The sequence below is a fragment of the Caulobacter sp. BE264 genome, from assembly GCF_031457805.1.
Classification (GTDB): Bacteria; Pseudomonadota; Alphaproteobacteria; order Caulobacterales; family Caulobacteraceae; genus Caulobacter.
The window spans coordinates 1-23,593 of sequence record NZ_JAVDXI010000002.1 but is presented as its reverse complement, the minus strand read 5'-3'; the positions used below and the strand labels follow the sequence as shown (position 1 = coordinate 23,593).

27 protein-coding genes, 2 tRNA genes and 2 pseudogenes are annotated in these 23,593 nt (G+C 66.3%); 16 read left to right on the top strand and 15 right to left on the bottom strand.

Going from position 1 to position 23,593, the window contains the following annotated elements; translation table 11 throughout:
• Positions 1-10: 10 nt before the first annotated feature.
• A complete protein-coding gene (locus tag J2X45_RS05295) occupies positions 11-2,212 on the bottom strand; it encodes a TonB-dependent hemoglobin/transferrin/lactoferrin family receptor (protein WP_310212193.1) in 2,202 nt (733 codons plus the stop codon).
• A 161-nt stretch (positions 2,213-2,373) separates the two neighbouring features.
• On the opposite strand from J2X45_RS05295, the gene J2X45_RS05290 reads away from it, so the two are divergent.
• The 6 genes from J2X45_RS05290 (at position 2,374) to J2X45_RS05265 (ending at position 5,879) form a co-directional block, all read left to right on the top strand.
• The gene (locus J2X45_RS05290; protein WP_310212190.1) at positions 2,374-3,159 is read left to right on the top strand and encodes a DUF4198 domain-containing protein; all 786 of its coding nucleotides are present in this window, start codon (positions 2,374-2,376) and stop codon (positions 3,157-3,159) included.
• Positions 3,156-3,641: a hypothetical protein gene (locus J2X45_RS05285; protein WP_310212189.1), complete on the top strand. Its 486-nt coding sequence runs from the start codon at positions 3,156-3,158 to the stop codon at positions 3,639-3,641. Before J2X45_RS05290 ends, J2X45_RS05285 begins: the two co-directional genes overlap by 4 nt.
• Positions 3,642-3,765: 124 nt before the next feature.
• Positions 3,766-4,014 carry a DUF3297 family protein gene (locus J2X45_RS05280; RefSeq protein WP_268068003.1) on the top strand — a complete coding sequence of 83 codons (249 nt, stop codon included), beginning with the start codon at positions 3,766-3,768 and terminating at the stop codon, positions 4,012-4,014.
• A 34-nt stretch (positions 4,015-4,048) separates the two neighbouring features.
• Positions 4,049-4,291 carry a hypothetical protein gene (locus J2X45_RS05275; protein ID WP_310212185.1) on the top strand — a complete coding sequence of 81 codons (243 nt, stop codon included), beginning with the start codon at positions 4,049-4,051 and terminating at the stop codon, positions 4,289-4,291.
• 68 nt (positions 4,292-4,359) lie between these two features.
• Complete coding sequence (locus J2X45_RS05270) at positions 4,360-5,145, top strand: hypothetical protein (RefSeq protein ID WP_310213559.1); 786 nt, start codon at positions 4,360-4,362, stop codon at positions 5,143-5,145.
• A 224-nt stretch (positions 5,146-5,369) separates the two neighbouring features.
• On the top strand, positions 5,370-5,879 hold the full coding sequence (locus J2X45_RS05265; RefSeq protein ID WP_310212184.1) for a MarR family winged helix-turn-helix transcriptional regulator: 510 nt from the start codon (positions 5,370-5,372) through the stop codon (positions 5,877-5,879).
• Positions 5,880-5,882: 3 nt separating this feature from the next.
• Here the strand turns inward: J2X45_RS05265 and J2X45_RS05260 are convergent, their stop codons facing one another.
• Positions 5,883-6,875, bottom strand: a complete 993-nt coding sequence (locus tag J2X45_RS05260) for a P1 family peptidase (RefSeq protein ID WP_310212182.1) — start codon at positions 6,873-6,875, stop codon at positions 5,883-5,885.
• 101 nt (positions 6,876-6,976) lie between these two features.
• Between J2X45_RS05260 and J2X45_RS05255 the strand changes: the two genes are divergently transcribed.
• Positions 6,977-7,061: transfer RNA gene (locus tag J2X45_RS05255), tRNA-Leu, on the top strand.
• Between the two features lie 4 nt (positions 7,062-7,065).
• On the opposite strand, the pseudogene J2X45_RS05250 reads toward J2X45_RS05255, so the two are convergent.
• From J2X45_RS05250 to msrB, 3 genes and pseudogenes are all read right to left on the bottom strand, one after another.
• Positions 7,066-7,650, bottom strand: a pseudogene (locus J2X45_RS05250) (alpha/beta hydrolase); the annotation flags it as partial.
• Between the two features lie 109 nt (positions 7,651-7,759).
• Positions 7,760-8,800 carry a glutathione S-transferase family protein gene (locus J2X45_RS05245; RefSeq protein ID WP_310212178.1) on the bottom strand — a complete coding sequence of 347 codons (1,041 nt, stop codon included), beginning with the start codon at positions 8,798-8,800 and terminating at the stop codon, positions 7,760-7,762.
• 80 nt (positions 8,801-8,880) lie between these two features.
• Complete coding sequence (gene msrB / locus J2X45_RS05240; protein WP_310212175.1) at positions 8,881-9,360, bottom strand: peptide-methionine (R)-S-oxide reductase MsrB; 480 nt, start codon at positions 9,358-9,360, stop codon at positions 8,881-8,883.
• A 52-nt stretch (positions 9,361-9,412) separates the two neighbouring features.
• Between msrB and J2X45_RS05235 the strand changes: the two genes are divergently transcribed.
• Positions 9,413-9,991 (top strand): type 1 glutamine amidotransferase family protein, encoded by a 579-nt coding sequence (locus J2X45_RS05235; protein WP_310212173.1) that lies wholly within the window; start codon positions 9,413-9,415, stop codon positions 9,989-9,991.
• Here J2X45_RS05235 and J2X45_RS05230 read toward each other — a convergent pair.
• On the bottom strand, positions 9,984-10,484 hold the full coding sequence (locus tag J2X45_RS05230) for a heme-binding protein (RefSeq protein WP_310212171.1): 501 nt from the start codon (positions 10,482-10,484) through the stop codon (positions 9,984-9,986). The genes J2X45_RS05235 and J2X45_RS05230 overlap by 8 nt on opposite strands.
• Before the next feature lie 196 nt (positions 10,485-10,680).
• Here J2X45_RS05230 and J2X45_RS05225 point away from each other — a divergent pair, with 196 nt between their 5' ends.
• The 3 genes from J2X45_RS05225 (at position 10,681) to J2X45_RS05215 (ending at position 13,652) form a co-directional block, all read left to right on the top strand.
• On the top strand, positions 10,681-12,678 hold the full coding sequence (locus tag J2X45_RS05225) for an acetyl/propionyl/methylcrotonyl-CoA carboxylase subunit alpha (RefSeq protein ID WP_310212168.1): 1,998 nt from the start codon (positions 10,681-10,683) through the stop codon (positions 12,676-12,678).
• Between the two features lie 41 nt (positions 12,679-12,719).
• The gene (locus J2X45_RS05220; protein ID WP_310212165.1) at positions 12,720-13,175 is read left to right on the top strand and encodes a DUF805 domain-containing protein; all 456 of its coding nucleotides are present in this window, start codon (positions 12,720-12,722) and stop codon (positions 13,173-13,175) included.
• Positions 13,176-13,247: 72 nt separating this feature from the next.
• A complete protein-coding gene (locus J2X45_RS05215) occupies positions 13,248-13,652 on the top strand; it encodes a DUF805 domain-containing protein (protein WP_310212162.1) in 405 nt (134 codons plus the stop codon).
• Between the two features lie 703 nt (positions 13,653-14,355).
• On the opposite strand, the pseudogene J2X45_RS05210 reads toward J2X45_RS05215, so the two are convergent.
• Positions 14,356-14,477 (bottom strand): annotated as a pseudogene (locus J2X45_RS05210) (peptidase); the annotation flags it as partial.
• Positions 14,478-14,534: 57 nt separating this feature from the next.
• The gene (lipB, locus tag J2X45_RS05205) at positions 14,535-15,260 is read right to left on the bottom strand and encodes a lipoyl(octanoyl) transferase LipB (protein ID WP_310212160.1); all 726 of its coding nucleotides are present in this window, start codon (positions 15,258-15,260) and stop codon (positions 14,535-14,537) included.
• Between the two features lie 12 nt (positions 15,261-15,272).
• On the opposite strand from lipB, the gene J2X45_RS05200 reads away from it, so the two are divergent.
• From J2X45_RS05200 to J2X45_RS05180, 5 genes are all read left to right on the top strand, one after another.
• Positions 15,273-15,584: a FliM/FliN family flagellar motor switch protein gene (locus J2X45_RS05200; protein ID WP_310212157.1), complete on the top strand. Its 312-nt coding sequence runs from the start codon at positions 15,273-15,275 to the stop codon at positions 15,582-15,584.
• Between the two features lie 85 nt (positions 15,585-15,669).
• A tRNA-Leu gene (locus J2X45_RS05195) sits at positions 15,670-15,754 on the top strand.
• A gap of 148 nt (positions 15,755-15,902) precedes the next feature.
• Entirely contained in the window at positions 15,903-17,372 is a 1,470-nt protein-coding gene (mgtE, locus tag J2X45_RS05190; RefSeq protein WP_310212155.1) for a magnesium transporter, read from the top strand.
• Positions 17,373-18,340: 968 nt separating this feature from the next.
• On the top strand, positions 18,341-19,624 hold the full coding sequence (spmX, locus tag J2X45_RS05185) for a lysozyme-family localization factor SpmX (RefSeq protein WP_310212152.1): 1,284 nt from the start codon (positions 18,341-18,343) through the stop codon (positions 19,622-19,624).
• A 199-nt stretch (positions 19,625-19,823) separates the two neighbouring features.
• Positions 19,824-20,984: an isovaleryl-CoA dehydrogenase gene (locus J2X45_RS05180; protein WP_310213556.1), complete on the top strand. Its 1,161-nt coding sequence runs from the start codon at positions 19,824-19,826 to the stop codon at positions 20,982-20,984.
• Positions 20,985-21,093: 109 nt separating this feature from the next.
• Here J2X45_RS05180 and J2X45_RS20300 read toward each other — a convergent pair whose 3' ends face one another.
• The 7 genes from J2X45_RS20300 to J2X45_RS05150 form a co-directional block, all read right to left on the bottom strand.
• Positions 21,094-21,162, bottom strand: a complete 69-nt coding sequence (locus J2X45_RS20300) for a hypothetical protein (protein ID WP_404980014.1) — start codon at positions 21,160-21,162, stop codon at positions 21,094-21,096.
• Between the two features lie 85 nt (positions 21,163-21,247).
• Positions 21,248-21,454, bottom strand: coding sequence for a helix-turn-helix domain-containing protein (locus tag J2X45_RS05175; RefSeq protein WP_310212150.1), 207 nt, complete (start codon positions 21,452-21,454; stop codon positions 21,248-21,250).
• The gene (locus J2X45_RS05170) at positions 21,447-21,716 is read right to left on the bottom strand and encodes a hypothetical protein (protein WP_310212148.1); all 270 of its coding nucleotides are present in this window, start codon (positions 21,714-21,716) and stop codon (positions 21,447-21,449) included. The genes J2X45_RS05175 and J2X45_RS05170 overlap by 8 nt, the downstream gene beginning before the upstream one ends.
• On the bottom strand, positions 21,713-21,907 hold the full coding sequence (locus J2X45_RS05165) for a hypothetical protein (RefSeq protein WP_310212146.1): 195 nt from the start codon (positions 21,905-21,907) through the stop codon (positions 21,713-21,715). Before J2X45_RS05165 ends, J2X45_RS05170 begins: the two co-directional genes overlap by 4 nt.
• Positions 21,894-22,148, bottom strand: a complete 255-nt coding sequence (locus J2X45_RS05160) for a hypothetical protein (RefSeq protein WP_310212143.1) — start codon at positions 22,146-22,148, stop codon at positions 21,894-21,896. Before J2X45_RS05160 ends, J2X45_RS05165 begins: the two co-directional genes overlap by 14 nt.
• Complete coding sequence (locus tag J2X45_RS05155; protein WP_310212140.1) at positions 22,145-22,648, bottom strand: hypothetical protein; 504 nt, start codon at positions 22,646-22,648, stop codon at positions 22,145-22,147. The genes J2X45_RS05160 and J2X45_RS05155 overlap by 4 nt, the downstream gene beginning before the upstream one ends.
• Positions 22,645-23,593: RNA-guided endonuclease TnpB family protein (locus J2X45_RS05150; protein ID WP_310212137.1), on the bottom strand; the 949-nt coding region annotated here is incomplete at its 5' end. The genes J2X45_RS05150 and J2X45_RS05155, both read right to left, overlap by 4 nt.

Below are 23,593 nucleotides of genomic sequence, written 5' to 3'. Positions count from 1 at the left end.
CTCCGCCTGATCAGAACTTCAGCGCCAGGGATACGCTATAGTTCCGGCCGGGCTGGCTGTAGGCGTCTTTCACCGTTGAGGTGTCCGACAGGCCACGGGCGTCCGCCCACCACCAGTATTTCTCGTCCGTGAGGTTGAAGACGCCGGCGCGCACGGTCACGGCGTCGGTCACGGCCCACCAGGCGGTCGCGTCCGCCACGGTGAAGGCGGGCGGCGTGAAGCATCCGCCCGTGCAGGTCAGGCCCGTCCGGCTGGCCGCTTTGCGGTCCGAATGAATGACGGCCAGATCACCGCCAAAGCGTCCGGATGGCGCGCGATAGGCGACGCCGCCGGTGATCTTGAGCGGATCGATCGAAACCAGCGGGGTGCTGACGCCCCGGGCCTTGGACGAGCCCTTGGCGTAGGAGACCCCTGCGCGGGCCGTGAAGCCGGCGCCCAGGACGACGCTGCCCTTGGCTTCCGCGCCGCTGATCGTCACGCCCGACAGGTTCACGTACTGATAGACGGCGGGGTTTGCGGCGGTGAAGTTCCCGCCGACCTGAACCTGCTCGATGAAGTCGTCATACTCGCCAGTGAAGCCGGCCACCGACAAGCGCCAGTTGTTTCGGGCCAGGCGAACGCCGGCTTCTAGGGTGCGGCTGGTTTCCGGCTTCAGGTCGGGGTTCGAGATCGACTGGTAGTTCGAGACCGGGTTGGAAAAGCCAGTGTTCACTTGCGAGGGCGAGGGGGCCTTGAAGCCCGTCGCGGCGTTGGCGAACACGGTGACGAGATCGCTGGCGTCCCAGACAAGGGCCAGCTTCGGCGAAAGATGCGAGTCGCTCTGGCCGGCGGTCGAGGCGTGGAACAGCGGGTCGGCCTTGGGATCGAGCTTGTAATAGTCGAAGCGAAGGGCGGGATAGAGCGACAGACGGCCGAGCTTGATCTCGTCCTGCACATAGAGGCCGGCCAGGGTGAAGTCGGTGGTCGGGAAGGCCTTGGCCGGGAAGGTCTCGCCGACGGGGGGGACCGTGCCGTCGCGCGTGCCGCTCTGGCGCGTGATCGACGCGTCGCCGCCCCACACCAGGTCGTGGGTCACTGCGCCGTGGGTGAAGAGGCTGTGGAGTTCGGCGCTGGCGCCGAACACGCGATTGTTGAAGGTGGCGTCACGCGTGCGGTCGGCGGCGGTGTTGCGGTCCTCGGCCGAGAACTGACGCGTCGTGCTTTCCTGCCAGTAGAGGGTGGTGTGGGCGGTGTCGATCAGGCCCTGGCCGCCGTCGAAGCGGTGATCGACGCTGACCCGGTCGCGCTTGACCTTGTCGAAGGCGGTCATGCCGATGACGCTGGTGGCGGCCAGCGGCGGCTTGGCGATCGCCGACAGCACCGTCCAGTCGACGTCGCGGTCCAGGTGATCCACCGTAAGGCGGATGCGGTTGTTGTCATTGGGGCTGTAGATCAGCTTGCCCAGGATGGCGTTGGACTGGTTGTCCTCGGGGTTGGCGGTCGTGCGGTCGGTGTTAGCCGCGTTGTTGGTCCCAGCGGTCTTCTGGCCCTCGCCGTCGCGGCGGGTATAGGTCAGCAGGCCCTCCCAGCGACCGGACTGGCCCGCCAGCAGAACGCTTCCGGTCCAGCTCTGATCGGCCGACGCGTAGCCGACGCGCGCCCGGCCGGCGAAGGTCTCGCCCGTCTTGACGATGTCAGACGGGTCCTTGGTGATGAAGCTGACAGAGCCCGCCAGGCCGTCGGAGCCATACAGCGCCGAGGCGGAGCCTCGGACGATCTCCACGGACTTCAGGGTGTCGAGATCGACGTGATCGCCGCGACCCACCGACTGGGCGCCGAAGGCGAAGCTGTCGGGCACGCGCACGCCGTCCACGACGATGAGCACGCGGTTGCCTTCCAGGCCGCGGATATTGAAGCCGGCGTTGCCGTCGCGGCCCGTCGAGGCGCCGGCGGCGGTGAAGCGGGCAGGGGCGCTGCGCACCGAAACGCCCGGCTCGTCGCGGACCAGGTCCTTGATGTCCTTGATCAAGCCGTCCTCGATCTCCTGCGTGGAGATGACGGTGACGCTGGCCGGCGCCTTGGGCAGGGCCTTCTCCGAGCGCGTGGCGGTGACGGTCACCTTGTCCACCTCGACGGCGTCCGCCTCGGGTTTGACGTCATCGGCGCGGGCGGCCGTGGCCATCAGAACGGCGGTGGAAGCGGCGGCGACAGCGGCGAGTTTCAGGCGCGACATCGAGATCCCCTCTAAACACTAAAGCATGCGAATGGCTCGCAACTGGGGCCGAGGGCCTAAGGCCAGCGGGCGGGCCGGTCAAGCTAATTAAGATTGATTCTCAGAATCAATCGCAATAAAGCGGAGCCGCCGCACCTGATGCGGCGCTTGGGGTTTGTCCAATGATCCGTTCGTTTCGCGCCGCGCTGACAGGCGGGGCGGTCTTGTTCTCTGTGCTCGGGCCCGCCGCCCAGGCCCATTCGCCCTATCTGCTGCCGACCGTTTTCGACGCCTCGGACCGCAAGGTCGTGACGGTGCAGGGGGCGTTCACGGAGAGTTTCTTCACGCCCGAGGTGGCGATGAAGTCTGACGGCTACGCTGTGATTGGACCCGACGGCGTCCGCACCCCCCTGGTTCCGGTCTATACGCGCGAGCTTGCCCTGCTCGAGGCGACGACCGAGAAGCCCGGCACCTATCGGATCACGACCGGCCTGCGCGCCGGCCGGGTCGCCAAGGCGGCCCTGGTCAATGGCGAGTGGGAATTCTTCGAAGGCTCCAAGGCGCCGGCCGACGCCATCGACATGCAGAGCCTGACCCTGGCCGACGTCTATGTCACGCGCGGCGCGCCCAGCGACACGGCCTTGGCGCCCCATGGCAAGGGCCTGGAGTTCCGGGCCGTGACCCATCCCAGCAAGATCGTCACCGGCCAGGACGCGGTGTTCGAGGTGCTGTTCGACGGCAAGCCCGTGGCCGGCCAGCCGATCACCCTGCACGGCGCCGACGACCGCTACGCCGACACCAAGTCGGCCCCCAAGACGCTCAAGAGCGACGCCAAGGGACGCTTCGCCGTCCGGGTCGATCAGTCGGGCGTCTACCAGATCCAGTCGCGCTACCGCGTCGCCGCGCCGGCCCCCGGCCAACCGGGCCAGAGCTTCACCTACGCCCTGACCTTCGAATCCCTCCGTTGAGCGAAAGACCCGTCATGAAGACCCGCACCCTCCTGACCGCCGCCGCGGCCCTTTCGCTGTTCGCCGGCGCGGCCCACGCCGCCTCGCACGCTCGCGACATCTTCATCAAGGAGCAGGACCAGAACGGCGACGGCGTCGTCACCAAGGACGAGTACGCCGCCACCCGCGCCATCCAGTTCGCCAAGACCGACGCCGACAACAGCGGCGCGCTGTCGCAAGCCGAGTACGTCGCCGAGTTCAGGGCGCGGCTGGAGGCCAAGCTGGCCGCCTCGGACATGACGGCTGAGAAGAAGGCCGAGGAACGGATGCGCCAGATGCGGCAGACCGATGTCCGCTTCGGCGTGCTCGACAGCGATAAGAGCGGCGGAATCACCAAGGCCGAGTTCGACTATTCCGGCTGGCGGATGTTCGTGACGCACGACACCAACAATGACGGCGCCGTCTCAGCCGCCGATCCGATCAAGAGCGACCAGACGACCTGAGGAACGCGGGGGCCCTTCGTCGGGGGAGGGCTCCTGGTCTTCCGGATTTGGATTCTGCGCGTTTCGTGGCTATCACCCCCGGCCAAGACACGGGCCGCGCGGCCCAGACCGAAAGCTGAAGACCATGAGCGACACGCCCCCCGACCGCCTCTCCGTCAATCCGGACAGCCCCCACTACAACGCTGACCTCCTGGAACGCGGCATCGGCATCCGCTTCAAGGGCGTCGAGAAGACCAATGTCGAGGAGTACTGCATCAGCGAGAAGTGGGTGCGGGTCGCGGCCGGCAAGACCCTGGATCGCAAGGGCAATCCGATGACGATCAAGCTGCAGGGCGAGGTCGAGGCCTATTTCCGCGATACGGCCGAGGGCTGAGCCGCTGTCGACCAGCGATCCAGACCTCGAGGCGATGGCGCGCGACGAGCTTTCGCGCGCCCTGACCCTGCGCTGGCAGGACCTGAAGGGTGTCGTGCCCTGGGGTGACACCTTTGAGGGAATCTCGCCCGCCGGCCGTCATGTCGAGGTCGAGCGCAGCTACATCTGGGCTGCGGGTGAGGGCGGCGACATCCTTTGCGAGGTCAGCGTCTATGGCGGCCCGTCGCGCTACGAGCACGGCGCGCGGGTTTCCGCCATTATTTCTCGCCCGACCTAGCCACCTTGGCCGTGCATCGATAACGCTGTTGCGTTAACCATAGCGGGCGTCGTCAAATGACGCGTCGCGTGGGGCGGAGAAGTCGGGTGTACCAGTCAGAATTTCCAGTCGATCAACCGGTGCCGGTTTTTGATCCGACGCTGGTCTTTCTTCTCGTACTGGCGGGCCTGGCGATCATCGCCCTGGCCTTTTTCGCCGGCCGTCTGACCGGGCGCGGCGACAAGGGCGACAAGCACGCCGAGACGCCCAAGATCATCCACGAGGCCATCAAGGCCAAGTGCGTGGCCGCCAGCAGCGCCCACTCCGGCGAACTGGTCACCAAGACCCAGGACCTGATCGACGAGGTCAAGCTGCGCATCGGCCCGGTGCTGGCGTTCGGCGGTCCGTGCGGCAAGACCTTCGAGCAGCTCAACAAGGCCATGAAGGGCGAGCGCCCCGACGAGAAAAAGGACGAGCACGGCAAGGGCGACAAGCACGGCCATGGCAAGGGCCATGACCACAAGGGCCACGACAAGGATCACGACCACGCCGGCGGCGGTCATCACGATGACCCCAAGGCCACGCCCGCCAAGGCCGGGGTCGAGGTCCTGAGCCGCAATGTGACGATCGTGGGCTCGCAGACGGTGCTTCTGACCGACGCCAAGCCTGGCCACGGCGATCACGATCACCACGACGATGGCCCCAAGCCGCTGGAGTACAAGGAGCATATCCAGCTTCTGCGTCTGGCGGTCGCCGACTTCTCCGACTTCTGGAACCGCAAAACCTGTCTGGACGAGCTGCGCGCCTGCCAGAAGGCCCTGCTGACCACGCCGGAGCCGCCCAAGGACAAGCTGGCCGCCGCCGCTCATCACTGACAGATCGCCGTTCAGGAAGGCGAGATGACTGTTTTCTGCTCACGCGACGTGCGATTGTGGCGCGTGTGGGGCGCTGAGGGCGACGAGCGTTGAGCTGCGGCGACGCCAGAGCCCACACAGGCAGAGCTCATGCGACCTAAACGGGTCGTGATCGGGCGGAACGGATTGGCGAAAGGTCGCTTCTTCCGAAGGCGGCCGCGCCCGGGAGGACGAAAGGCAGGGACATGACCGCAACGGTCTCTCCGATCACGTCTGGCGCGCCCGAGGCGCCCGAGGCCAATGTCAGCCTCTCGGACTATGTGCCGTATCGCCTGGCCACGGCCTCGGCGGCGGTGAGCCGCCTGATCGCACGCGCCTACGAAGACCGGTTCGGGCTGACGATCCCGCAGTGGCGGCTGATGTCCGTCCTGGCCGAAGGCTCGCTGACCCAGCACACGGCCGTGACCCGCACGGCCATGGACAAGGTCCGGGTCAGCCGCGCCGCCCAGGAGTTGGTGGTGCGTCGCCTGGTGGCCCGCACCACGGTTCGGTCGGATCGCCGCTCGCATACGCTGGAGCTGACCGCCGCAGGTCGGCGCCTGTTCGCCGAGATCGCGCCGCTGGCCTTGGCCTATGAGGCGACGCTGCTGGCGGGGTTGGCCCCCAGCGAGGTGGCGACGTTCAAGCGCCTGCTGGACCACCTGGAGACCGCCGCGATCCAGCTGGCCGGCGGCGAAACCATCTCGCCGCCTTAGGCTCTAGCGACCTCTATTGCTTTCGTAGACGGCCCGGGCGATCGCGCGGGCAAGGCAGTCGGCCGCCGCCGAGCCGATCCGGGTCCGCAGCACGCCGCGCATAGGGTCGTCTCCCAGAGCGCAAGCGCCTGACGCCAAACCGAAGACGACATCGCCGTCGAACGGTGTGTGGATCGGACGCACCGCCCGCGCCATGCCGTCGTGCGCCATCATCGCCATGCGCTGGGCTTCGGCGGTGGAGAGGTCCGCCGTCGTGGCCACCAGGGCCAGGGTGGTGTTGGCGCCGGCGATGAGGCGCGCGCCGAGCTTCGAGTCGTCCGGCAGGGGCTCGATCGCCGGCGCCAGCGTCCCGGGGCGACGCCCTCCGAACTCGCCGTCGATCTCGAACGGCCAAGCCCAGAAGGTCTCGCCATCGGCCATGTAGGCCGAGCCCACCGGGTTGGCGGCGACCAGGGCCGCGACGATCAGGCCGCCGCCCAGGTCGATCGAGGCCGAGCCCAGGCCGCCGGGCCTCAGCCCCGCCATCGCCCCGCGTCCCGCGCCCACCGGGCCCAGCGGAAAGTCCTCGGCGGCCGCTTCGACCGCGCGCATGCCCAGCTCGCGATAGGGCGGGGTCAGCCCCCAGGCCTTGTCGCCGCCGTTGGAGAGGTCATGAAGGCACGCGGCCGGCACGATCGGGATGGCGGGCGTTCCCGCCGTGATCCGCACGCCCACGTCGCGGTTCGACAGGGCCGAGGCCACGCCGTCGGCCGCGCCGAGGCCAAACACCGATCCCCCCGACAGGCAGATCGCGTGCGCCTTGGAAAAGCTGTTCTCGGGGCGCAGGGTGTCGGTCTCGCGCACGGCCGGTCCGCCTCCGCGCACATCCACGGCGCCTGTCCAGGCCTCGGGGCACAGCACCACCGTGACGCCGGTGCGGACGGCCTCGTCCTCGACACAGCCGACCTTCAGGCCGGGCACGTCGGTGATCAGGTTGCGGGGGCCGGGCTTGGGCATCGGGAATCTCCGTGTGGAGCGATGCTAAACCGTCCATCGCGCCTCTGGAATTCGCCGCGAACGCCTGCTAGGAAGACCACCCTTCGCTCAGGCGAAGATGTGCGGGCGTGGTGAAACTGGTAGACGCGCCGGACTCAAAATCCGGTTCCGAAAGGAGTGTCGGTTCGACCCCGACCGCCCGCACCAACTTCCTTTCCTTCTGTAGAGCGTCTTCCGTGACGCGCCGGACCAGCCGGTTCAGCAGCACGCGCCCCTTTGGCCACGCACCGTGACCCGAGGCCACATTGATGTGGCCCGCCCGACCCAGATCGACGAACTCCGAGCCCCAGCCCCGCGCGAACGCTTTGGCGCGCTCGATCTCGACATAGGGATCATCGCGGCTGGCCACGACCAGGCTCGGAAACGGCAGGCGCTGGCGCGGAATGGGCGAGAAGCCCACCAGCAGCCGTCCCGCCGGTCCCTCGCGATTGACGTCGGCCGGCGCGACCAGCATGGCCCCGCCGACCCCGCGTCCGCCCGTCACCTGGGCTAAGTGGGCGACCAGAGCGCAGCCCAGGCTATGGGCCACCAGGATCGCGCCGGGATGCTGGCGCACGGCCTCGGCCAGGCTGATCGTCCAGTCGCCCAGCAGCGGGCGCTCCCAGTCCTGCTGTTCGACGCGCACCGCGCCCGGCAGGTCCCGCTCCCAGTGCGACTGCCAGTGGTCAGGACCGGAGTTATAGAGGCCCGGCACGATCAGGATCGGCGGCGTGGCGTCACGGGCTTGCAAGGTCATGGTGGTCCGCCGGAGGTTGAGCGCTGATGGGCGATCCTTAAGGCGGGGCGGGGGTGCTGCTCAATTCATATCAATTAAGTAGGATTTAAGGAAAGCTGATGGGCTGCGCTCACATCCCTCCAAACAACGCCTCGCATCCCGTGCCCGCCAGCATAGCGTCCGCCGCTGCGCGGTCAGCCGCCGAGAGCGCCGCATGGGCCTGCCGCAGGGCCATCAGGCACTTGGCCTGGTAAGGGAAGGTCGGCTGGGTCCACGGGCGTCCGTCGATCACCGCCTCGACCGTTTCGGTGCCGCCCATCGCGGCCTTGGCGTTGGCCAGCAGGAACGGCGCATAGACCCGGCCGATCTCGGTCAGCAGCGGCCGCAGCGTATCGGGAAGGTCGGCGCGCGAGGCCCAGGGGGCGGCGTCGGGCTCCAGGCCTGACAGGTCCTCCACCCGGTCGAGCCAGGCCCGAACCCGGCGCGAGCGCTGGACGGTGATCGCCGCCGAGGTCGGTTCGATGATCGCCAGCTGCGACAGCTGGCCCTGAATGGCGAAGTCCGCCGCCGAGGGGCGCGCGCCCAAGACGTAGCCTTGTCGCTCGATCAGGCCGTCCAGCACGTCGACGAAGCGGGCGTAGCTGGCCTCGATGGTGGCGGCGGTGGTCGGGTTGGAGCCCACCACATAGAGGCGGTCGATCTGGCGCTTGGAGATCTCGCGGGCGGCCCCCTCGGCGACCTGGTCGGGCAGGGTGGGGTCGTGCCAGAAGATCAGCATGGGCCCGGCGTTCTCGATATCCGCCGCATGCGCCCAGCGGAAATGGAACATCGCCTTGGTCAGCCACTCGTCGGCGTAGTCCTCGATCAGGTCATTGAGGAAGGCGACGACCGGATCGTCGGGGATCACAGAGCGTCCGGCGTGCTCGCGCTCAAGCCGCCGGATGATGGGCGTGGAGTCGGTCACCGCCTCGAAGCCGTCGGCGGTGGGGAAGTAGAAGGTGGGCAGCAACTTCACCTTCGGCTCGGGCAGGCCCGGCGGCGGGTTGCGATGGCTGCCCCAGTGGATGGCGTGCGGGATGCGCCGAAAGCGCAGCAACGCCAGCATCTTGCGGGTGTAGGGTGATCCGGCCGCGCCCAGCAGGGCGAGCGGCGCCTTGGCGTTCGTCGACATGTTCCCTCCGCCGTCGCTCGCTTCGCAGCTTTTGGCAGATGGAATGCCGAAATAGGTTCGCCGTCAAACTTCCCCTTGGGTCAGGCGATGCGATCGCTCCGGTGCAGCGGGTCGGGCAGGGGATCGCCCGCCTTCACGAACTGCAGCGACACCGAGTTGATGCAGTAGCGCAGCCGCGTCGGCGCGGGGCCGTCCGGGAAGACGTGGCCCTGGTGGCTGTCGCAGCGGGCGCAGCGGGTCTCGATGCGGACCATGCCGTAGGAGGTGTCGCGCACGCCGACCACGTGGTCTTCGGCGAACGGCGCGTAGAAGCTGGGCCAGCCGGTGCCGCTTTCGAACTTGGTCTCGTGCTTGAACAGCGGCAGGCCGCACAGCCGGCAGCAATAGGCGCCGGGGCTCTTCTCGCCCAGCAGGCCGCCGCAGAACGGCGCCTCAGTGCCGTGATGCAGCAGGACGCGGGCTTCCTCGGCCGTCAGGTCAGCTTCCAGGCGCTCGCGCTCGGGCTCGGTCGGCGGCGTCAGGTCAAAGCCGGCGGTTGAAAGGGTGGCTGCGTCTGTCATGAAGGCCAATGTAGGCGCTTCGGCGCTGTTTCGGTAGCACCAGGAGCCGCCCATGACCGTCGCCGTCGCCTTTCTGCAGCCGGGCTGGGCCGATTGGGAAGCCGGCGCGGTCCTGGCGCTGTTGCGCGAGCACCTGAAGGTTCAGATCGAGATCGCCACCCCGACCGGCGATCCGGAGACCTCGATCGGCGGCGTGCTGGCGGCGGCCGACTATCGGTTCGACGATCCGGTGCTCAGCGACGCCGACGTCTTCCTGCTGATCGGCAGCGACGCCTGGAGCGAAGGCGAGAACCCGGCGATCAGCGCGTTGATCCGCCAGGCCCTGGCCGACGGCAAGCCGGTGGCGGGGATCTGCGCGGGCACGACGGCCCTGGCGCGCGCGGGCCTGTTCGCCGGGCGCAAGCACACCTCGAACGGCAAGGACTGGCTGGAGAGCGTTGTCCCCGGCTATGCGGGCGCCGAGCATTATGTCGACACGCCCAAGGCGGTGACCGACGGCAAGCTGGTCAGCGCCTCGGGACTGGCGCCGGTGACGTTTGCGGCGGCCGTTGCGCGACTGATCGCGCCGGAACAGGAGGCGCTGATCGCCGGCTATGAGGCGATGTTCGCGCGGGAGTTTGCGGCTACTTGAGCGCCGCCTGGCCCGCGCGGGCGACGACCCCGTCCTGGGCCGACGTGCCGCCCGAGACGCCGATCGCGCCGACGATCTTGCCGTCGACCAGCAGCAGTTCGCCGCCTTCCACGGCGGTGGCGCCGGTGAAGATCGCGTTCAGCGTGCCGCTCTTGACGGCCTCCTGAAACACCGAGGTGGGGCGGCGGAAGTTGGTCGCCGTCTGGGCCTTCTTGAGCGCAACCTCGTTGGAGCCGTACTGCGTGCCGTCCATCTTCTGCGCCAGGACCTGCTGGCCGTTCGACTCCAGCACAACGATGACCATCGTCCATCCGTTCTTGCGCGCCTCGGCCTCGGCGGCCGCCGCAACGGCTTTGGCCTCCGCGAGAGTGATGACGCGGCTGGAGTAGGCCGGCGCCGGCGCTGCGGCGGGCGCGGCCGCCGGAGCCTGCGCCAGGGCCGAGCCGCCGGCCAGGGCGAGGGCGACCGCGAGCGGGGCGAAAAGCTTGGGCATGGCGGCGCGACCTCGTCGTCAGAAGGGCGTTGTTGAACCGGCGGAGAGGCTAGAGCGAGTCGTCCGAAACCATCGCCTCTGGTAACCGGTGTCAAATCTGGGCTCGGGTGTAGCGCCGTAAGGGCAAGCTTGCAAACCCGGCGGGGCCTGATAGGCCATGCTGCAAAGCACAAAAATCTGCGGGCGGAAGTAGCCGATGTTCTCGAAGATCCTGATCGCCAACCGTGGCGAGATCGCAGTCCGAGTGATCAAGACCTGCCGTCGTCTGGGCATCAAGACGGTGGTCGTCTACTCCGACGCCGATGCGGGCAGCCTGGCCGTCGAGATGGCCGACGAGACCGTGCACATCGGCGCCTCGCCGGCCGCCCAGTCCTATCTCGTCGCCGACAAGATCATCGCCGCCTGCAAGCAGACGGGCGCGCAGGCGGTCCATCCGGGCTTTGGCTTCCTGTCCGAGAACGCCGGCTTCGCCCAGCGCTGCGCCGACGAGGGGATCGTCTTCATCGGTCCCAACCCCGGCGCCATCAGCGCCATGGGCGACAAGATCGAGAGCAAGAAGTTCGCCCAGGCCGCCGGCGTCTCCTGCGTGCCCGGCCATATCGGCGAGATCGCCGACACCGCCGAGGCGGTGAAGATCTCTGAGGAGATCGGCTATCCGGTGATGATCAAGGCGTCGGCCGGCGGCGGCGGCAAGGGCATCCGCGTGGCCTGGACCCGACAGGACGTCGAGGAAGGCTTCCCGGCCGTCCGCGCCGAGGCCAAGGCCAGCTTTGGCGACGACCGCATCTTCATCGAGAAGTTCATCGAGAGCCCGCGCCACATCGAGATCCAGGTGCTGGGCGACAAGCACGGCAACGTCCTGCACCTGTTCGAGCGCGAATGCTCGATCCAGCGTCGCAATCAGAAGGTTATCGAGGAGGCGCCCAGCCCGCTGCTGGACGAGGCCACCCGCAACGCCATGGGCGCACAGGCCGTCGCCCTCGCCAAGGCCGTGAACTATGACTCAGCCGGCACGGTCGAGTTCGTCGCCGGCCAGGACAAGAGCTTCTACTTCCTGGAGATGAACACCCGCCTGCAGGTCGAGCACCCGGTGACCGAGCTGATCACCGGCCTTGACCTGGTCGAGCAGATGATCCGCTCGGCCTATGGGGAGAAGATGGCCTTTGGCCAGTCGGACCTCTCGATCAACGGCTGGGCCATCGAGAGCCGCATCTACGCCGAGGACCCGTACCGCAAGTTCCTGCCCTCGATCGGCCGCCTCGTGCGCTACGACCCGCCGGCGGAAGGCGAGAAGGACGGCTACAAGGTCCGTAACGACGCCGGCGTCCGCGAAGGCGACGAGATCTCGATGTTCTACGACCCGATGATCTCCAAGCTCTGCACCTGGGCGCCGACGCGCCTGGCCGCCATCGACGGCATGGGTCGGGCGCTGGAGGACTTCCACATCGAGGGGCTGGGCCAGAACATCCCGTTCCTGGCGGCCGTGATGGACGAGGAGCGCTTCCGCTCGGGCAAGCTGGCGACCAGCTACATCAAGGACGAGTTCCCGGAAGGCTTCAACGGCACGACCCCGACGGCTCTCCAGCTCGACATCCTGACCGCCGTCGGCGCGGCGATGCAGCGGGTCTACGCGACCCGGGCCCGCAGCTATGAGTCCGGCCTGATCGGCGAGGCCCGCGACGCGTGGGTGGTGGCGATCGGCGACGTGCGCCGGCAGGTCAAGGTCGCCGGCGAGGAGGGCGCGGTGGCGGTCGAGCTGCTCGACGAAGGCCGCACCCTGTTCCTGACCGACATCGACTGGCGTCCGGGTAAGCCGGTGTTCAAGGCCGTGCTGAACGGCGTGGCCTTCACCGTCCAGGCCGCCCCGGCCGCCGAGGGCTTCACCATCCGCCACCGCGCGGCCAAGACCCGCGTGCTGGTCCTGACGCCGCGCTCGGCCGAGCTGCACGACAAGCTACCCGAGAAGCAGGCCGCCGACACCTCCAAGCTGGTGCTGTCGCCGATGCCGGGCCTGGTGGTCTCGATGGACGTCACCGCCGGCCAGCAGGTCCGCGAGGGCGAGGTGGTCTGCGTGCTCGAAGCCATGAAGATGCAGAACATCATCCGCGCCGAGCGCGACGGGGTGGTCAAGGCGGTCAACGCCAAGGGCGGCGATCCGGTCGCGGCGGACGAGATTCTGGTTGAGTTCGCGTAAAAGATGTTTTCTCCTCGACCTCGTGGCCGAGGAGAACTTCTGTGACCTTCACCCAGACGATGCTGAGCTTCCAGGGTCGCCTTCGGCGTCGCGACCTTTGGGTCTGTTGGGTCGGCCTGACCCTGACTTACGCAACGCTTTTTGTGCTGTTCGAACGTCTGGATGGTGTCGACCTCACCCCGCATCGCGTTTGGCTCATCCCGCTTCTGATGACCTGGCCAACCTATGCGCTGCTCGCCAAACGCATGCATGATCGCAACCGGTCGGCCTGGTGGGCTCTGTTGCTGCTGGTCCCTGATCTGCTCGGCTCTTTGGACGCGATCGTCGGTCTCCCGGAGGCGATTGCGACTCCAAGCCAGATTGTCGGCGGCATGGTGGCGATCTGGTTCTTCATCGACTTCGGCTTGCTGGACGGAACGCCCGGCGACAATCGCTTCGGGCCGTCGCCGAAGGCTCCGCGCGAGCCTTCGCCCTCGGAGACGCCCGCTGTCGCCTAGGCGGACTTCCAGCCGTCTCCGTCAACGCCTAGATTGCCGCGAGCGGTGCATCCACCGACTCGGAGCAGGCGAATGAGCGATCGTAGCGAACTGGCGGAACTGTTCCTGTCGTCGAACGGCAGGCTGGCGCGCACGCCGTTCCTGGTCGCCTCGGCCGTGGTGGTCGGGATCGCTGTCTTTTACGAGGCGATCGCCAACTACACCCTGCATTGGCTGACGGGTTGGTTCGTCTATCCGATCCTGCTGTTCACCGGCGCCTGCCTGCTGTCCAAGCGGCTGCACGACCGGGGGCGGTCGGGCTGGTGGTCGATGCTGATCCTGATTGCGGTGGTCGCCGTGTGGCCGCAGCCCGAGCACTTCCTGGATTTCCTGTTCTCGCTGGTCATCCTCTGGTCGGTGGTCGAGCTGGGCGTGATGGGCAGTGAGCAGGGCGCCAATCGCTACGGGCCCAACCCCTTGAAGACGATTTCGATCTAGGTTGGGGCAGCCACGCACCCTCTCCCAGCGGGAGAGGGCCGGGGAGAGGGAGTGGGGCCTTGGCCGGAGCGCCGGCAGGGCGGCGGCTTTGAAACCCCTCTCCTGACCGCTTCGCGGCCACCCTCTCCCTCTGGGAGAGGGAACCGATTTATGGGGATCGGCGGCCGTGAACGCTCGGAATTGGCGACTCGGTAGCCAATGAAATCAAACGCTTATCACTTTTATGCGCCAACTTGTCCCCGGCGCTGAATCCTGCCGCACAATCATAGCCATCCCTGTCGCGGGGGAGGGCGTTTGGATCCGGCCCAATGCGGCGGCGGGGCTAGGTTGAGCGGGGCCGCGTGGGCGCGCTCTCGGTTCGGGTGGTGGTCTGTTCGTGGATAGATCCGGGACCACACGAAGGCCGGGACGTTAGCCGAGCGCGGAGCGACAGGGCGGTGATCGTACAAGCCGCCTATCGTGGATCGTCGGGCTGGACACGGATGTAGCCGCTCCAGTTGGTCCGCGCCCGTCCGGGGGCTCCTGGGGTCCCGAGCTGAAAGACGCTCACGCCCCCCATCCTCACGGGCAAGAACAACCTGGCGGAGCGGACTGTCGAGCCGAAACGCAAAACACACTCACGGTCTCCGGGTTCGCCCGGCCGCTCCGTCGCCTCCCCAACACCTTCAGCGGTCACGCCGCGTGAAGCGGCGGACGCACGCCCCAAATCCTCCCCCCAGCGGGGGAGGTGTCGGCCCGGAGGGACGACGGAGGGGGAAGAGGCCGGGTCAGCAGCACTTCCCCCTCCGGTCCTTCGGACCACCTTCCCCGCGAGGGGGAGGATTGTTCAGCGGGCCTTCCCCATCAAGGGGAAGGGAGCAGAGAGACGGAAAGCGCATGCCCTCAAACCGGCGCCACAGCGTCCTCGACCCGCCCAAACACCTTCACGAAACTTGCCCGCAGCGCCGCGTCGGCATCATCCATGGCGACCGGCAGGCCCAGATCCACCAGGCTGGTGACGCCATGCTCGGTCTGGCCACAGGGCACGATGCCGGAGAAGTGCGACAGGTCTGGCTCCACGTTCAGGCTGATCCCGTGGAAGCTGACCCAGCGGCGCAGCTTGACGCCGATGGCGGCGATCTTGTCCTCGCGGCTCCAGCCGGCGCCCTTGCGCTCGACCCAGACGCCGACCCGGCCCTCGCGCAGCTCGCCGGTGACGTTGAAGGCGGCCAGGGCGTCGATGATCCAGGCTTCCAGCGCCGCGACGAAGGCGCGCACATCGCGCCCGCGCTTCGTCAGGTCCAGCATCACGTAGGCCACCCGCTGGCCGGGGCCGTGATAGGTGAACTGGCCGCCGCGCCCGCTTTCGAAGACGGGGAAGCGGTCGGGCTGGATCAGGTCGCCGGACTTGGCCGAGACGCCGGCCGTGTAGAGCGGCGGATGCTCCAGCAGCCAGATCAGCTCGCCCGCTGTCCCGTCGGCGATGGCCGCCGCGCGGGCCTCCATGGCGGCAACGGCTGCCGGGTAGGGGACGGGCCCGGTCGAAACCGCCCACCCCACGGACGCCCCGTCATCGCGTGTCATGCGCGGAAGGCCAGCGTTTTCAGGGTTTAACGGGAGAGAAAGCATGCGGCCTTATTCTTGCAATCCTGGACGCCGCGACCCGCTTGGTCGTGCGTGTCAGTTCAAGGGTCTTACTTCGTGAGCCAGGTCAACGCCGTCAATGTCGAGATCTCGGTCCTGTTGGGTCGTTCGATCCTGCCGATGCAGCAGCTTCTGCGCATGGGCCGGGGCGCGGTGATCCCGCTGGACACCAAGACCAATGACGAGGTCTGGATTCTGGCCAATAACCACCCGATCGCGCGGGGCGAAATCCAGATCAGCGACGAACGGATCGCCATCCAGGTGACCCGCGCGGCCGACGTCTACGACTATATGGCCGGCGGCAGCTGATCCTTCGCAGGGCGGAGATCGACATTCTCGAACTTCCGGCTTCCCAAAGCCGATTCAGTTTGCTACCAGCCGCCCCTCACCACGAGCGGTCGTGGCGGAATTGGTAGACGCGCAGCGTTGAGGTCGCTGTGGGGCAACCCGTGGAAGTTCGAGTCTTCTCGACCGCACCAAGGTGAACAAGAGTAGAGCGCGCCTGGCGAAATCGGTTTCCGACTCGCTGGGGGCGCTCTAATCGTTTCAGGCCCTGATTTCGCCTCAGGGTCGCTTGATTGGACCAGCCCAACGAACCCACGCGCTCTGAGAGCTCAGGAGGCCCCCATGACCCGGGACACCGCCGAACTGAACGACGACGTGCTGGACGACATCCCGCTGGCCCAGGTCCCGCTGCCCAAGTCCGAGACGCCCGAGGAGCTGGAAGACCTCGCGCTTGGCGACGACTACGCGCTCAATCCCGAATACGTCGAGATGGTGATCGACGCTGCCGACAGCGGCGACTCCAAGCGCCTGCGCGAGCTGGTCGGGGCGCTCGATCCCGCCGACGTCGCCGACCTGATGGGCTTTTTGACCGCCGATTATCGCGAGCAGGTGATCCCGCTGCTGGATCCCGAAGCGCTGGGCGAGATCATCTCGGAGATGGACGACAACATCCGCGAGGAAGTGCTGGAGGCCACGCCGTCAGTGACCCTGGCCCGCGCCCTCGAGGAACTGGACACCGACGACGCCGCCGACGTCATCGACGACCTGGACGACACCAAGCGCTTCCAGGTGCTGGCCGCAATGGGCGAGACCGACCGCGCCGCCATCGAGACCACCCTGTCCTACGAGGACGAGACCGCCGGCCGCCTGATGCAGCGCGAGTTCCTGGCCGCGCCGGAGTTCTGGACGGTCGGCCAGACCATCGACCACGTCCGCGAGGCCGGCGACCAGCTGCCCGAGCTGTTCTTCGACGTCTACGTCGTCGATCCGACCTTCAAGCCGGTGGGGGCGATCCCGATCAGCATCCTGCTGCGCAGCCGCCGCCAGACGCCGCTGGCCGAGCTGATGGAAGCGGTCACCGAAATCCCGGTCGAGATGGACCAGGAAGAAGTCGCCTACATCTTCGACAAGTATCACCTGATCAGCGCCCCGGTGATCGAGCCGGGCGGACGCCTTGTGGGCCAGATCACCGTTGACGACATCGTCGAGGTCATCCGCGACGAGGCCGAGGAAGACATCCTGGCCCTGGCCGGTGTGTCCGACGCGGGCCGCGACGCCTCGGTGATTGAGATCGTCAAGTCGCGCCTGCCCTGGCTGATGCTGAACCTGGCGACCGCGACCCTGGCGGTCAGCGGCGTGGCCATCTTCCAGGCCGAGATCGCCCAGCTGGTGGCCCTGGCGATCCTGATGCCGATCGTCTCATCGCTGGGCGGCAACGCCGGCACCCAGACCCTGGCCGTCGCGGTGCGCGCCTTGGCCAGCAAGGAGCTTACCCCGGCCAACGCCCGGCGCATCGTGGCCCGTGAGCTGCTGGTGGGGCTCGTCAACGGCCTGTGCCTGGCCCTGGTCATGGGCGCGGCGACCTACATGTTCTTCGGACCGTCAGACCACCATGACAAGCTGGCGATCATCGTCGGCGCGGCCCTGATCACCAACATCTTCACGGCGGCCCTCGGCGGCATCCTGATGCCGCTGGCGCTGGAGAAGATGGGCCGTGACCCGGCGGTGTCGTCCTCGATCTTCGTGACCTTCCTGACCGACTTCACCGGCTTCTTCGCGGTGCTGCTGATCGCCTCGCTGCTACTGCACTGACACGACGTGCAGAAGGTGTTTCGGCGACTCGAGAGCGCCAGAGTGTGTGTTGACGCAGAGGTGATCGGATCGGGCTTGGCCACCGACGAGAGGCTGATCAGTGCGCAATGCCTTGGGCCTGTCTACAGGAAGTCGTTGCTTTCGCAAAATTCAACTAAAGATTGATTTTCGACTGATCGCTGCTAGGTTGTCATGCTGCGTAGGCGCGGCAGCGTAAGCAGTGGTGGGAGAGGCGCGATGTTCATGATCGTCCTGATAGCCGCGCTTGCGGGCCAGATTGATCAGGATGCGCCGACTGTCGTTGATCCGCTAACGGTTGAAAGCCGTGGAAATGGACCGCCCAGGACGCTTCCAGATAATGAGATCATACTTCAGCTCAACGCCCTGCGGAAAGCCGAACCAGATCGCGTCATATGTCTGAAGAAGTCCTTCAGCAGCAGTCTCATTTCACGAACTACATGCGCTACCTTGCGACAGTGGTATGATCTTGAGGCCGCCCGAGATACTCAATATTCCGTCTCTTCGATTAAGCCAGAAGGCAAAAGCCTTCCCGGTGGCCCACCTCCGGTTGCCCCCCGATGAACTGGTTCGGCTCGTTAAGCAGCGTTTGAAACATCACGACGCCAGGGCTCAAGCGAGGCAACGAGCGATGCAGCGTATCGAAGCGGGATCGGCACCTGGGTTGCGCTAGGCCCGATGGGCGCACCATCGCGCAGACAAAGCTTGGCTGATGAAGGGATAACAACAAGCCCAGTGTCTAAGCGTGCAGGCTGTCGGCTGCCTTTGCCGGCTGATTTGTAGTCAATTCATAAAAAACTGACCACGGGTTACACTTTAAGTTGCGCTGATCTATTGCAATGCCGGTGGGGCTTTTTGCTGATCTCGCTCACCCGGGGAAACTGGCGCCGACCTTGCGCCGGGACAGGCGAACGCATCCGCGTCTGTCTCAAACTGGGTCAATCTAGGCGATGAAACCGCGTCATCAGGTCTCCCGGGCCGCCGTCGATCTCATCAAGAGATTCGAAGGGTACCGTCAGAAGGCCGCGCAGCTCCCCGACGGGCGCTGGACGGTCGGCTATGGCCACACCCTGACCGCCCGCGAGGGCGCCTCTGTCTCGGAAAAGGACGCCGAGGCGCTACTGCTCTACGACCTTATCTCGGTCGCCCATTCGGTGAACGAGCACACCTACGCGCCGCTGAACCAGAACCAGTTCGACGCGCTGGTCTGCTTCGCCTTCAATATCGGCCTCGACAACTTCCTCCGCTCGGGCGTCCTGCGCCGGATCAACGAGGGCTCGCTCCTGCAAGCCGCGTGCGCGATGGAGATGTGGCGCAAAGCCGACTTCGAGGGCGAGCGGATCGTCATCGACGCGCTGGTGCGCCGCCGCGCCGCCGAGAAGACCCTCTTCCTGACGCCGGCCAACGGCGAATGGGTGCCCGCGCCCAGCCCTGTGCTGCGTCCAAAGGTCGACTACGACGCCAGCTGCGCCGTGCCCAAGCAGACGCCGGCGGCCGTCAATACGCGCACCGAAGGTGACCGGCTGATCGCCGAGCGCGAGGAAGGCCTGCCGTTGAAGGTGGTCGCGCCGGAAGAGGACGGCCCGACCGCCACCGAGCAATCGGCCGCAGCGGTCGCCGCTCGTCTCGAGGCGATCCTGCCCGAAACGCCGGCGGCGCCTGCGCCTGCCAAGCCTGCGGCCCGCCAGGACGACCTGGGGCTGCCCGAACCGCCCGCGCCAACGCAGCCCGCCGAGGTCGACCCGGCGCCGACGCTGTTCCAGGCCGAGCCGCAACCTGCGCCCGTCGAACCGGCGCCTGTCGAGTTCACGCCGTTCCGCCTGACGCCGCAAGTGATCGACGAGGTCGAGGCGCCCGTAGAAACGACCGCGCCGATGCGCGCCGCGCCGAGCGAGCCGACCCTGTTCGCCGCCCCGGCGGCCGGCTCGTCGGTCTTCAACCTCGATGGGTTCTCGACCAGCGAAGACGCGACCATCGGCGTGATGGACGTGCCGTTGGTCGAGCCCGAACAGCCGCGCTTTGGCAACACCAGCTTGCTGGTGAGCCTGGGCATCCTGGGCCTGGCGCTGTTCGGCGGCGGGGTTCTGTGGATCCTGACCGTCGCAGCCGGCTCTGACGGCCAGGTGAAGCTCTTCGGGTACGGCGCCAGCATGGTTGGCGCGATCTGCTTCGTGGTTTCCGCGTACCTTCTGCTGCGCCGTCTGGCAGGCCCCGATGTGAGCGACGAAGAGTAGGTTTCTTTGCCTCCCACCCAGAGGCAGGAGAAAGAACGCCCGCTGGTTCTTAGAACTGGCGGGCGTTTTTGCTTTCGGATGTCCGTTTTCGGTGGAAATCCACCGTGATCGGATGCACACGCTGTCTCAGTGTTGAGCCAGAGCGTGACAAGCGCTGAAACCGCCCACATCTTCCGTTCGGGCGTTCGGGAAGGAAACCATATCGATGACGTTCGCACCCTCGATGGATTTCGCTCTGGGCGAGACCGCCGACGCCATCCGTGAAACCACGGCCCGCTTCGCCGCCGACAAGATCGCGCCGATCGCCGCGAAGATCGACGAGACCAATACGTTTCCCCGCGAGCTCTGGATGCCGATGGGCGAACTTGGCCTGCACGGGATCACCGTCGAGGAAGAGTTCGGCGGCCTGGGTCTAGGCTATCTGGAACACGTCGTGGCCATGGAAGAGGTCAGCCGGGCGTCCGCCTCTGTCGGGCTTAGCTATGGCGCTCACTCCAATCTCTGCGTGAACCAGATCCGCCGCTGGGCGACACCGGATCAGAAGCGTCGCTACCTGCCCAAGCTGATCAGCGGCGAACACGTGGGCTCGCTGGCGATGAGCGAAGCCGGGTCGGGCTCGGACGTCGTCTCGATGAAGCTTCGCGCTGAGCAGGTCGGTGACCGCTACATCCTGAACGGCACGAAGTTTTGGATCACAAACGCTCCGCACGCCGACACGCTGGTCGTCTACGCCAAGACTGGCGAGGGCAGCCGCGGCATCACCGCCTTCCTCGTCGAGAAAGGCATGAAAGGGTTCAGCGTCTCCAAGAAGCTGGACAAGATGGGTATGCGCGGGTCGGACACCGCCGAGCTGGTGTTCGAAGACTGCGAGATCCCCGAGGACAACGTTATGGGCCCGGTCGGCGGCGGCGTGGGCGTTCTGATGAGCGGTCTCGACTATGAGCGCGCCGTGTTGGCGGCGGGGCCGCTGGGCATCATGCAGGCCTGCCTCGACATCGTTCTGCCCTACGTCCGCGACCGCAAGCAGTTCGGCCAGCCGATCGGTTCCTTCCAGCTGATGCAGGGTAAGATCGCCGACATGTACGTGGCCCTGAATTCGGCGCGGGCCTATGTCTACGCCGTCGCCCAGGCCTGCGACGCGGGCAAGACCACCCGTTTCGACGCCGCCGGCGCTATCCTGATGGCGTCTGAAAATGCGGTGAAGGTCTCGCTGGAGGCGATCCAGGCCCTGGGCGGCGCCGGTTACACTAGGGAGTGGCCGGTCGAGCGTCTGCTGCGCGACGCCAAGCTCTACGACATCGGCGCGGGAACGAACGAGATCCGCCGCTTCCTGATCGGTCGCGAACTGATCGGCGGCTAATCCTCGCGATCGTCACATGAAAAAGGGCCGCCCCGATCGCTCGGGACGGCCCTTCATCGTCGTAGCCGCTTTCGCAGCCTGTGACTTGAAACCCTAGGCGCTCAACGCCTTAGAGGGAGACCTCGCTCTTCGGGCTCCAGGTCACGACTTGCGACCGCGGTTGGAGACAATGAGACACTGGGACTTATAGCGTTTTTCCTTTAAGTGCCTGTAGTGAAAGGCGACTTGGCTTATCCGAAAACAAGCCAAGTGCCGGTCAAGTGTCAGGCGGCTTGTCCCGTGCTGGTCATGGCGCAACGCCGCTCCCACGCCTCCACGTCGGAAAGCCGGTAGCGAACGCGGGCTCGGAGACCGGCGCCAGGCTTCATGAACGGCGGGCCGCTCCCCTCGATCCTCCAGCGCGCGAGGGTCGCCACGCTGTAGCCGATCCGCTGGGCGAGATCCGCCGGGGTCAAGAATGTCTCAGCCATGCTCCCCCTCCTTAACAGCTCGCCGCGAGCTGACGATGATCTTCCGGGCGTTAATCGCGCTTATGCCCATCGGCCGAAACTCGCGGATCATGGGGCGCTCGTGGTCTTCAATCGCGATCCCGGCCCGTGCGTCTGACCATCGGTTAAGGCCCTCGCGGTGCTTGGCGCGGTACGTCTGCGATGTGGAGCGGTCTTTCGCGATCTTGCGGCAATGGCAGACGCGGCAGAACTTGGGCATCGTGCAGGCGTGGTCTGCCGTCATTCGGCCCCCTCCTTAATAGCTCGGAGGAGGGCGCGAGCGTTCTCGACCGGCGTCATGTCGCGGTCGTAGCGGCGCTTCATGGCTGGGTGGTCCTTGGTTTCTCGGTAGCGTTCTTCGATTTCCGCAGCCAGGTCGTCGGCGCACTCGGTCAAGGCTTGCTCTAGGCGCGTGATGAGGTCAGAACGGTCCATGCGTGGCCTCCAGATCAGGATGACGGCCGGTCTTGATCCAGTGCTCGTCGCAGGACCGCACCCAAGGATCGTCGGCGTATGCGTAGTAGCCAGCGAAGGGCAGGGCGGCGTGACCGATCTTGGTCCACAGGCCGCCGCGCCACGAAGGCCAGACCATGTAGAAGGCCCAGCACAAGAAACCGAGGGCGTACCGGAGAGCCAAGAACAGGCGACGGCCTGCGCGCGTGATGAGGTCGATCATCCTTCACCCCCTTTCTGAGGGTGGGCGAGCGGCTTGCAGCAGTAGTGGCGACCACTGGCGCTAATCCAGAGCTTCAGGCATCGGCACCGCGCCCCGGCTGGAAGAACGCTATAACCGAGCGGTACGCCGTCCTCTATGGCAAGCGCAGCAGTCGCACCCACAGCAGGTTCAAGCTGCTTGCCACTGTGGCCAGTACCGCAGCCCTGGGAGGCAACCTCAGCAAACGGCCTGAGCGCGTCGCCAAGACGATCAAAGGCGTCCAGAGCATGTCCGTCGAACACCATGTGGTCAGTAGCCGCCTCGACTTCTCGCGAGGCCGCCACAAGCTCTGATAGGCTCATCTTCCCATCCAACAGATGCGGGAGGGCGGCTTCTAGTGCGGCTCGGGCTTGTTCCCGTTCGCGGATCAAAGGCGTGCCGTTGGGTTGCAGGTGGTAGAAGACCCGCGCTGCTGCTTCCACAGCTTCATCACTGATCGTGCCTATCCGGTGTCTCGTCATGCTGCGATCCTCCGGCTTTCCTCAACAGGAGCCGCGACACTGCGGCCGACACGGAGGATATTCAGCGCGGCGTTGACATCGCGATCGTGCGATGCCCCGCAGTCCGAACATTCCCAGCGTCTCATTCCAAGCCCTGCGATACCTCTCGGCCTCGACGCGGGAATGGTTCCGCACGCCGAACAGGTTTGGGAACTGAATCTCTCGTCCACTTCCACAAACGTCGCCGCCTTGTAGGCAAGCATCGTGCGGAAGCTGGACCATCCGGCATCCAAGACGGATTTCGCCATCTTGGTCTTGGCCAGATTCTTGGCATTGACGTTCCCAACCGCGATGAACGCGTATTCACGGGCGAGACGTGTAGAAGTCTTGTGGTGATAGTCCCGGCGAACGTTAGCGATCTTGGCGTGAATCGCTTTCGCTTGGCGCTTGTTGCCCGCCCGCTGCGCTACAGCTAGGCGTTTGGCATATTTGGAGAGGTGGCGAGGGTTTTCGACCTTACCGCCGTCGCTCATCGTGGCGAGATCCTTGAGGCCAAGGTCAATCCCGACTTCGCCAGATGAGGCTTGGTCGGATTGCTGAATCTCGACGTGAAACGCTACCCACCAACGACCTAAAGCATCTTCAATAAACGCACCACCCTTAGCATTTTCAGGCAGGGGCCGGCGCTTGGCACCGAAGTAGCGGTACGTCTTGCCACGGTAAGTGACACTGTTGGCGTCGATTTGACGCGACTGACGCTGAAATGGCACCCAGCCCATGGCGCGCTTCAGACCGAAGCTGGCGCGGAACTTTGGGCAGCGCTTGTGCTGATCGCGCGATCTCGCGAACTGGTCACAGACGTTTTGAACGGTCGTGCCCATCCGGTGAAGGCCGCCTTGGCTGATGGGCTGCGTGTCGGGATGCTGCGCTCGTAAGGAGACCTTATGAGCGCTCATAGCTGTGCAG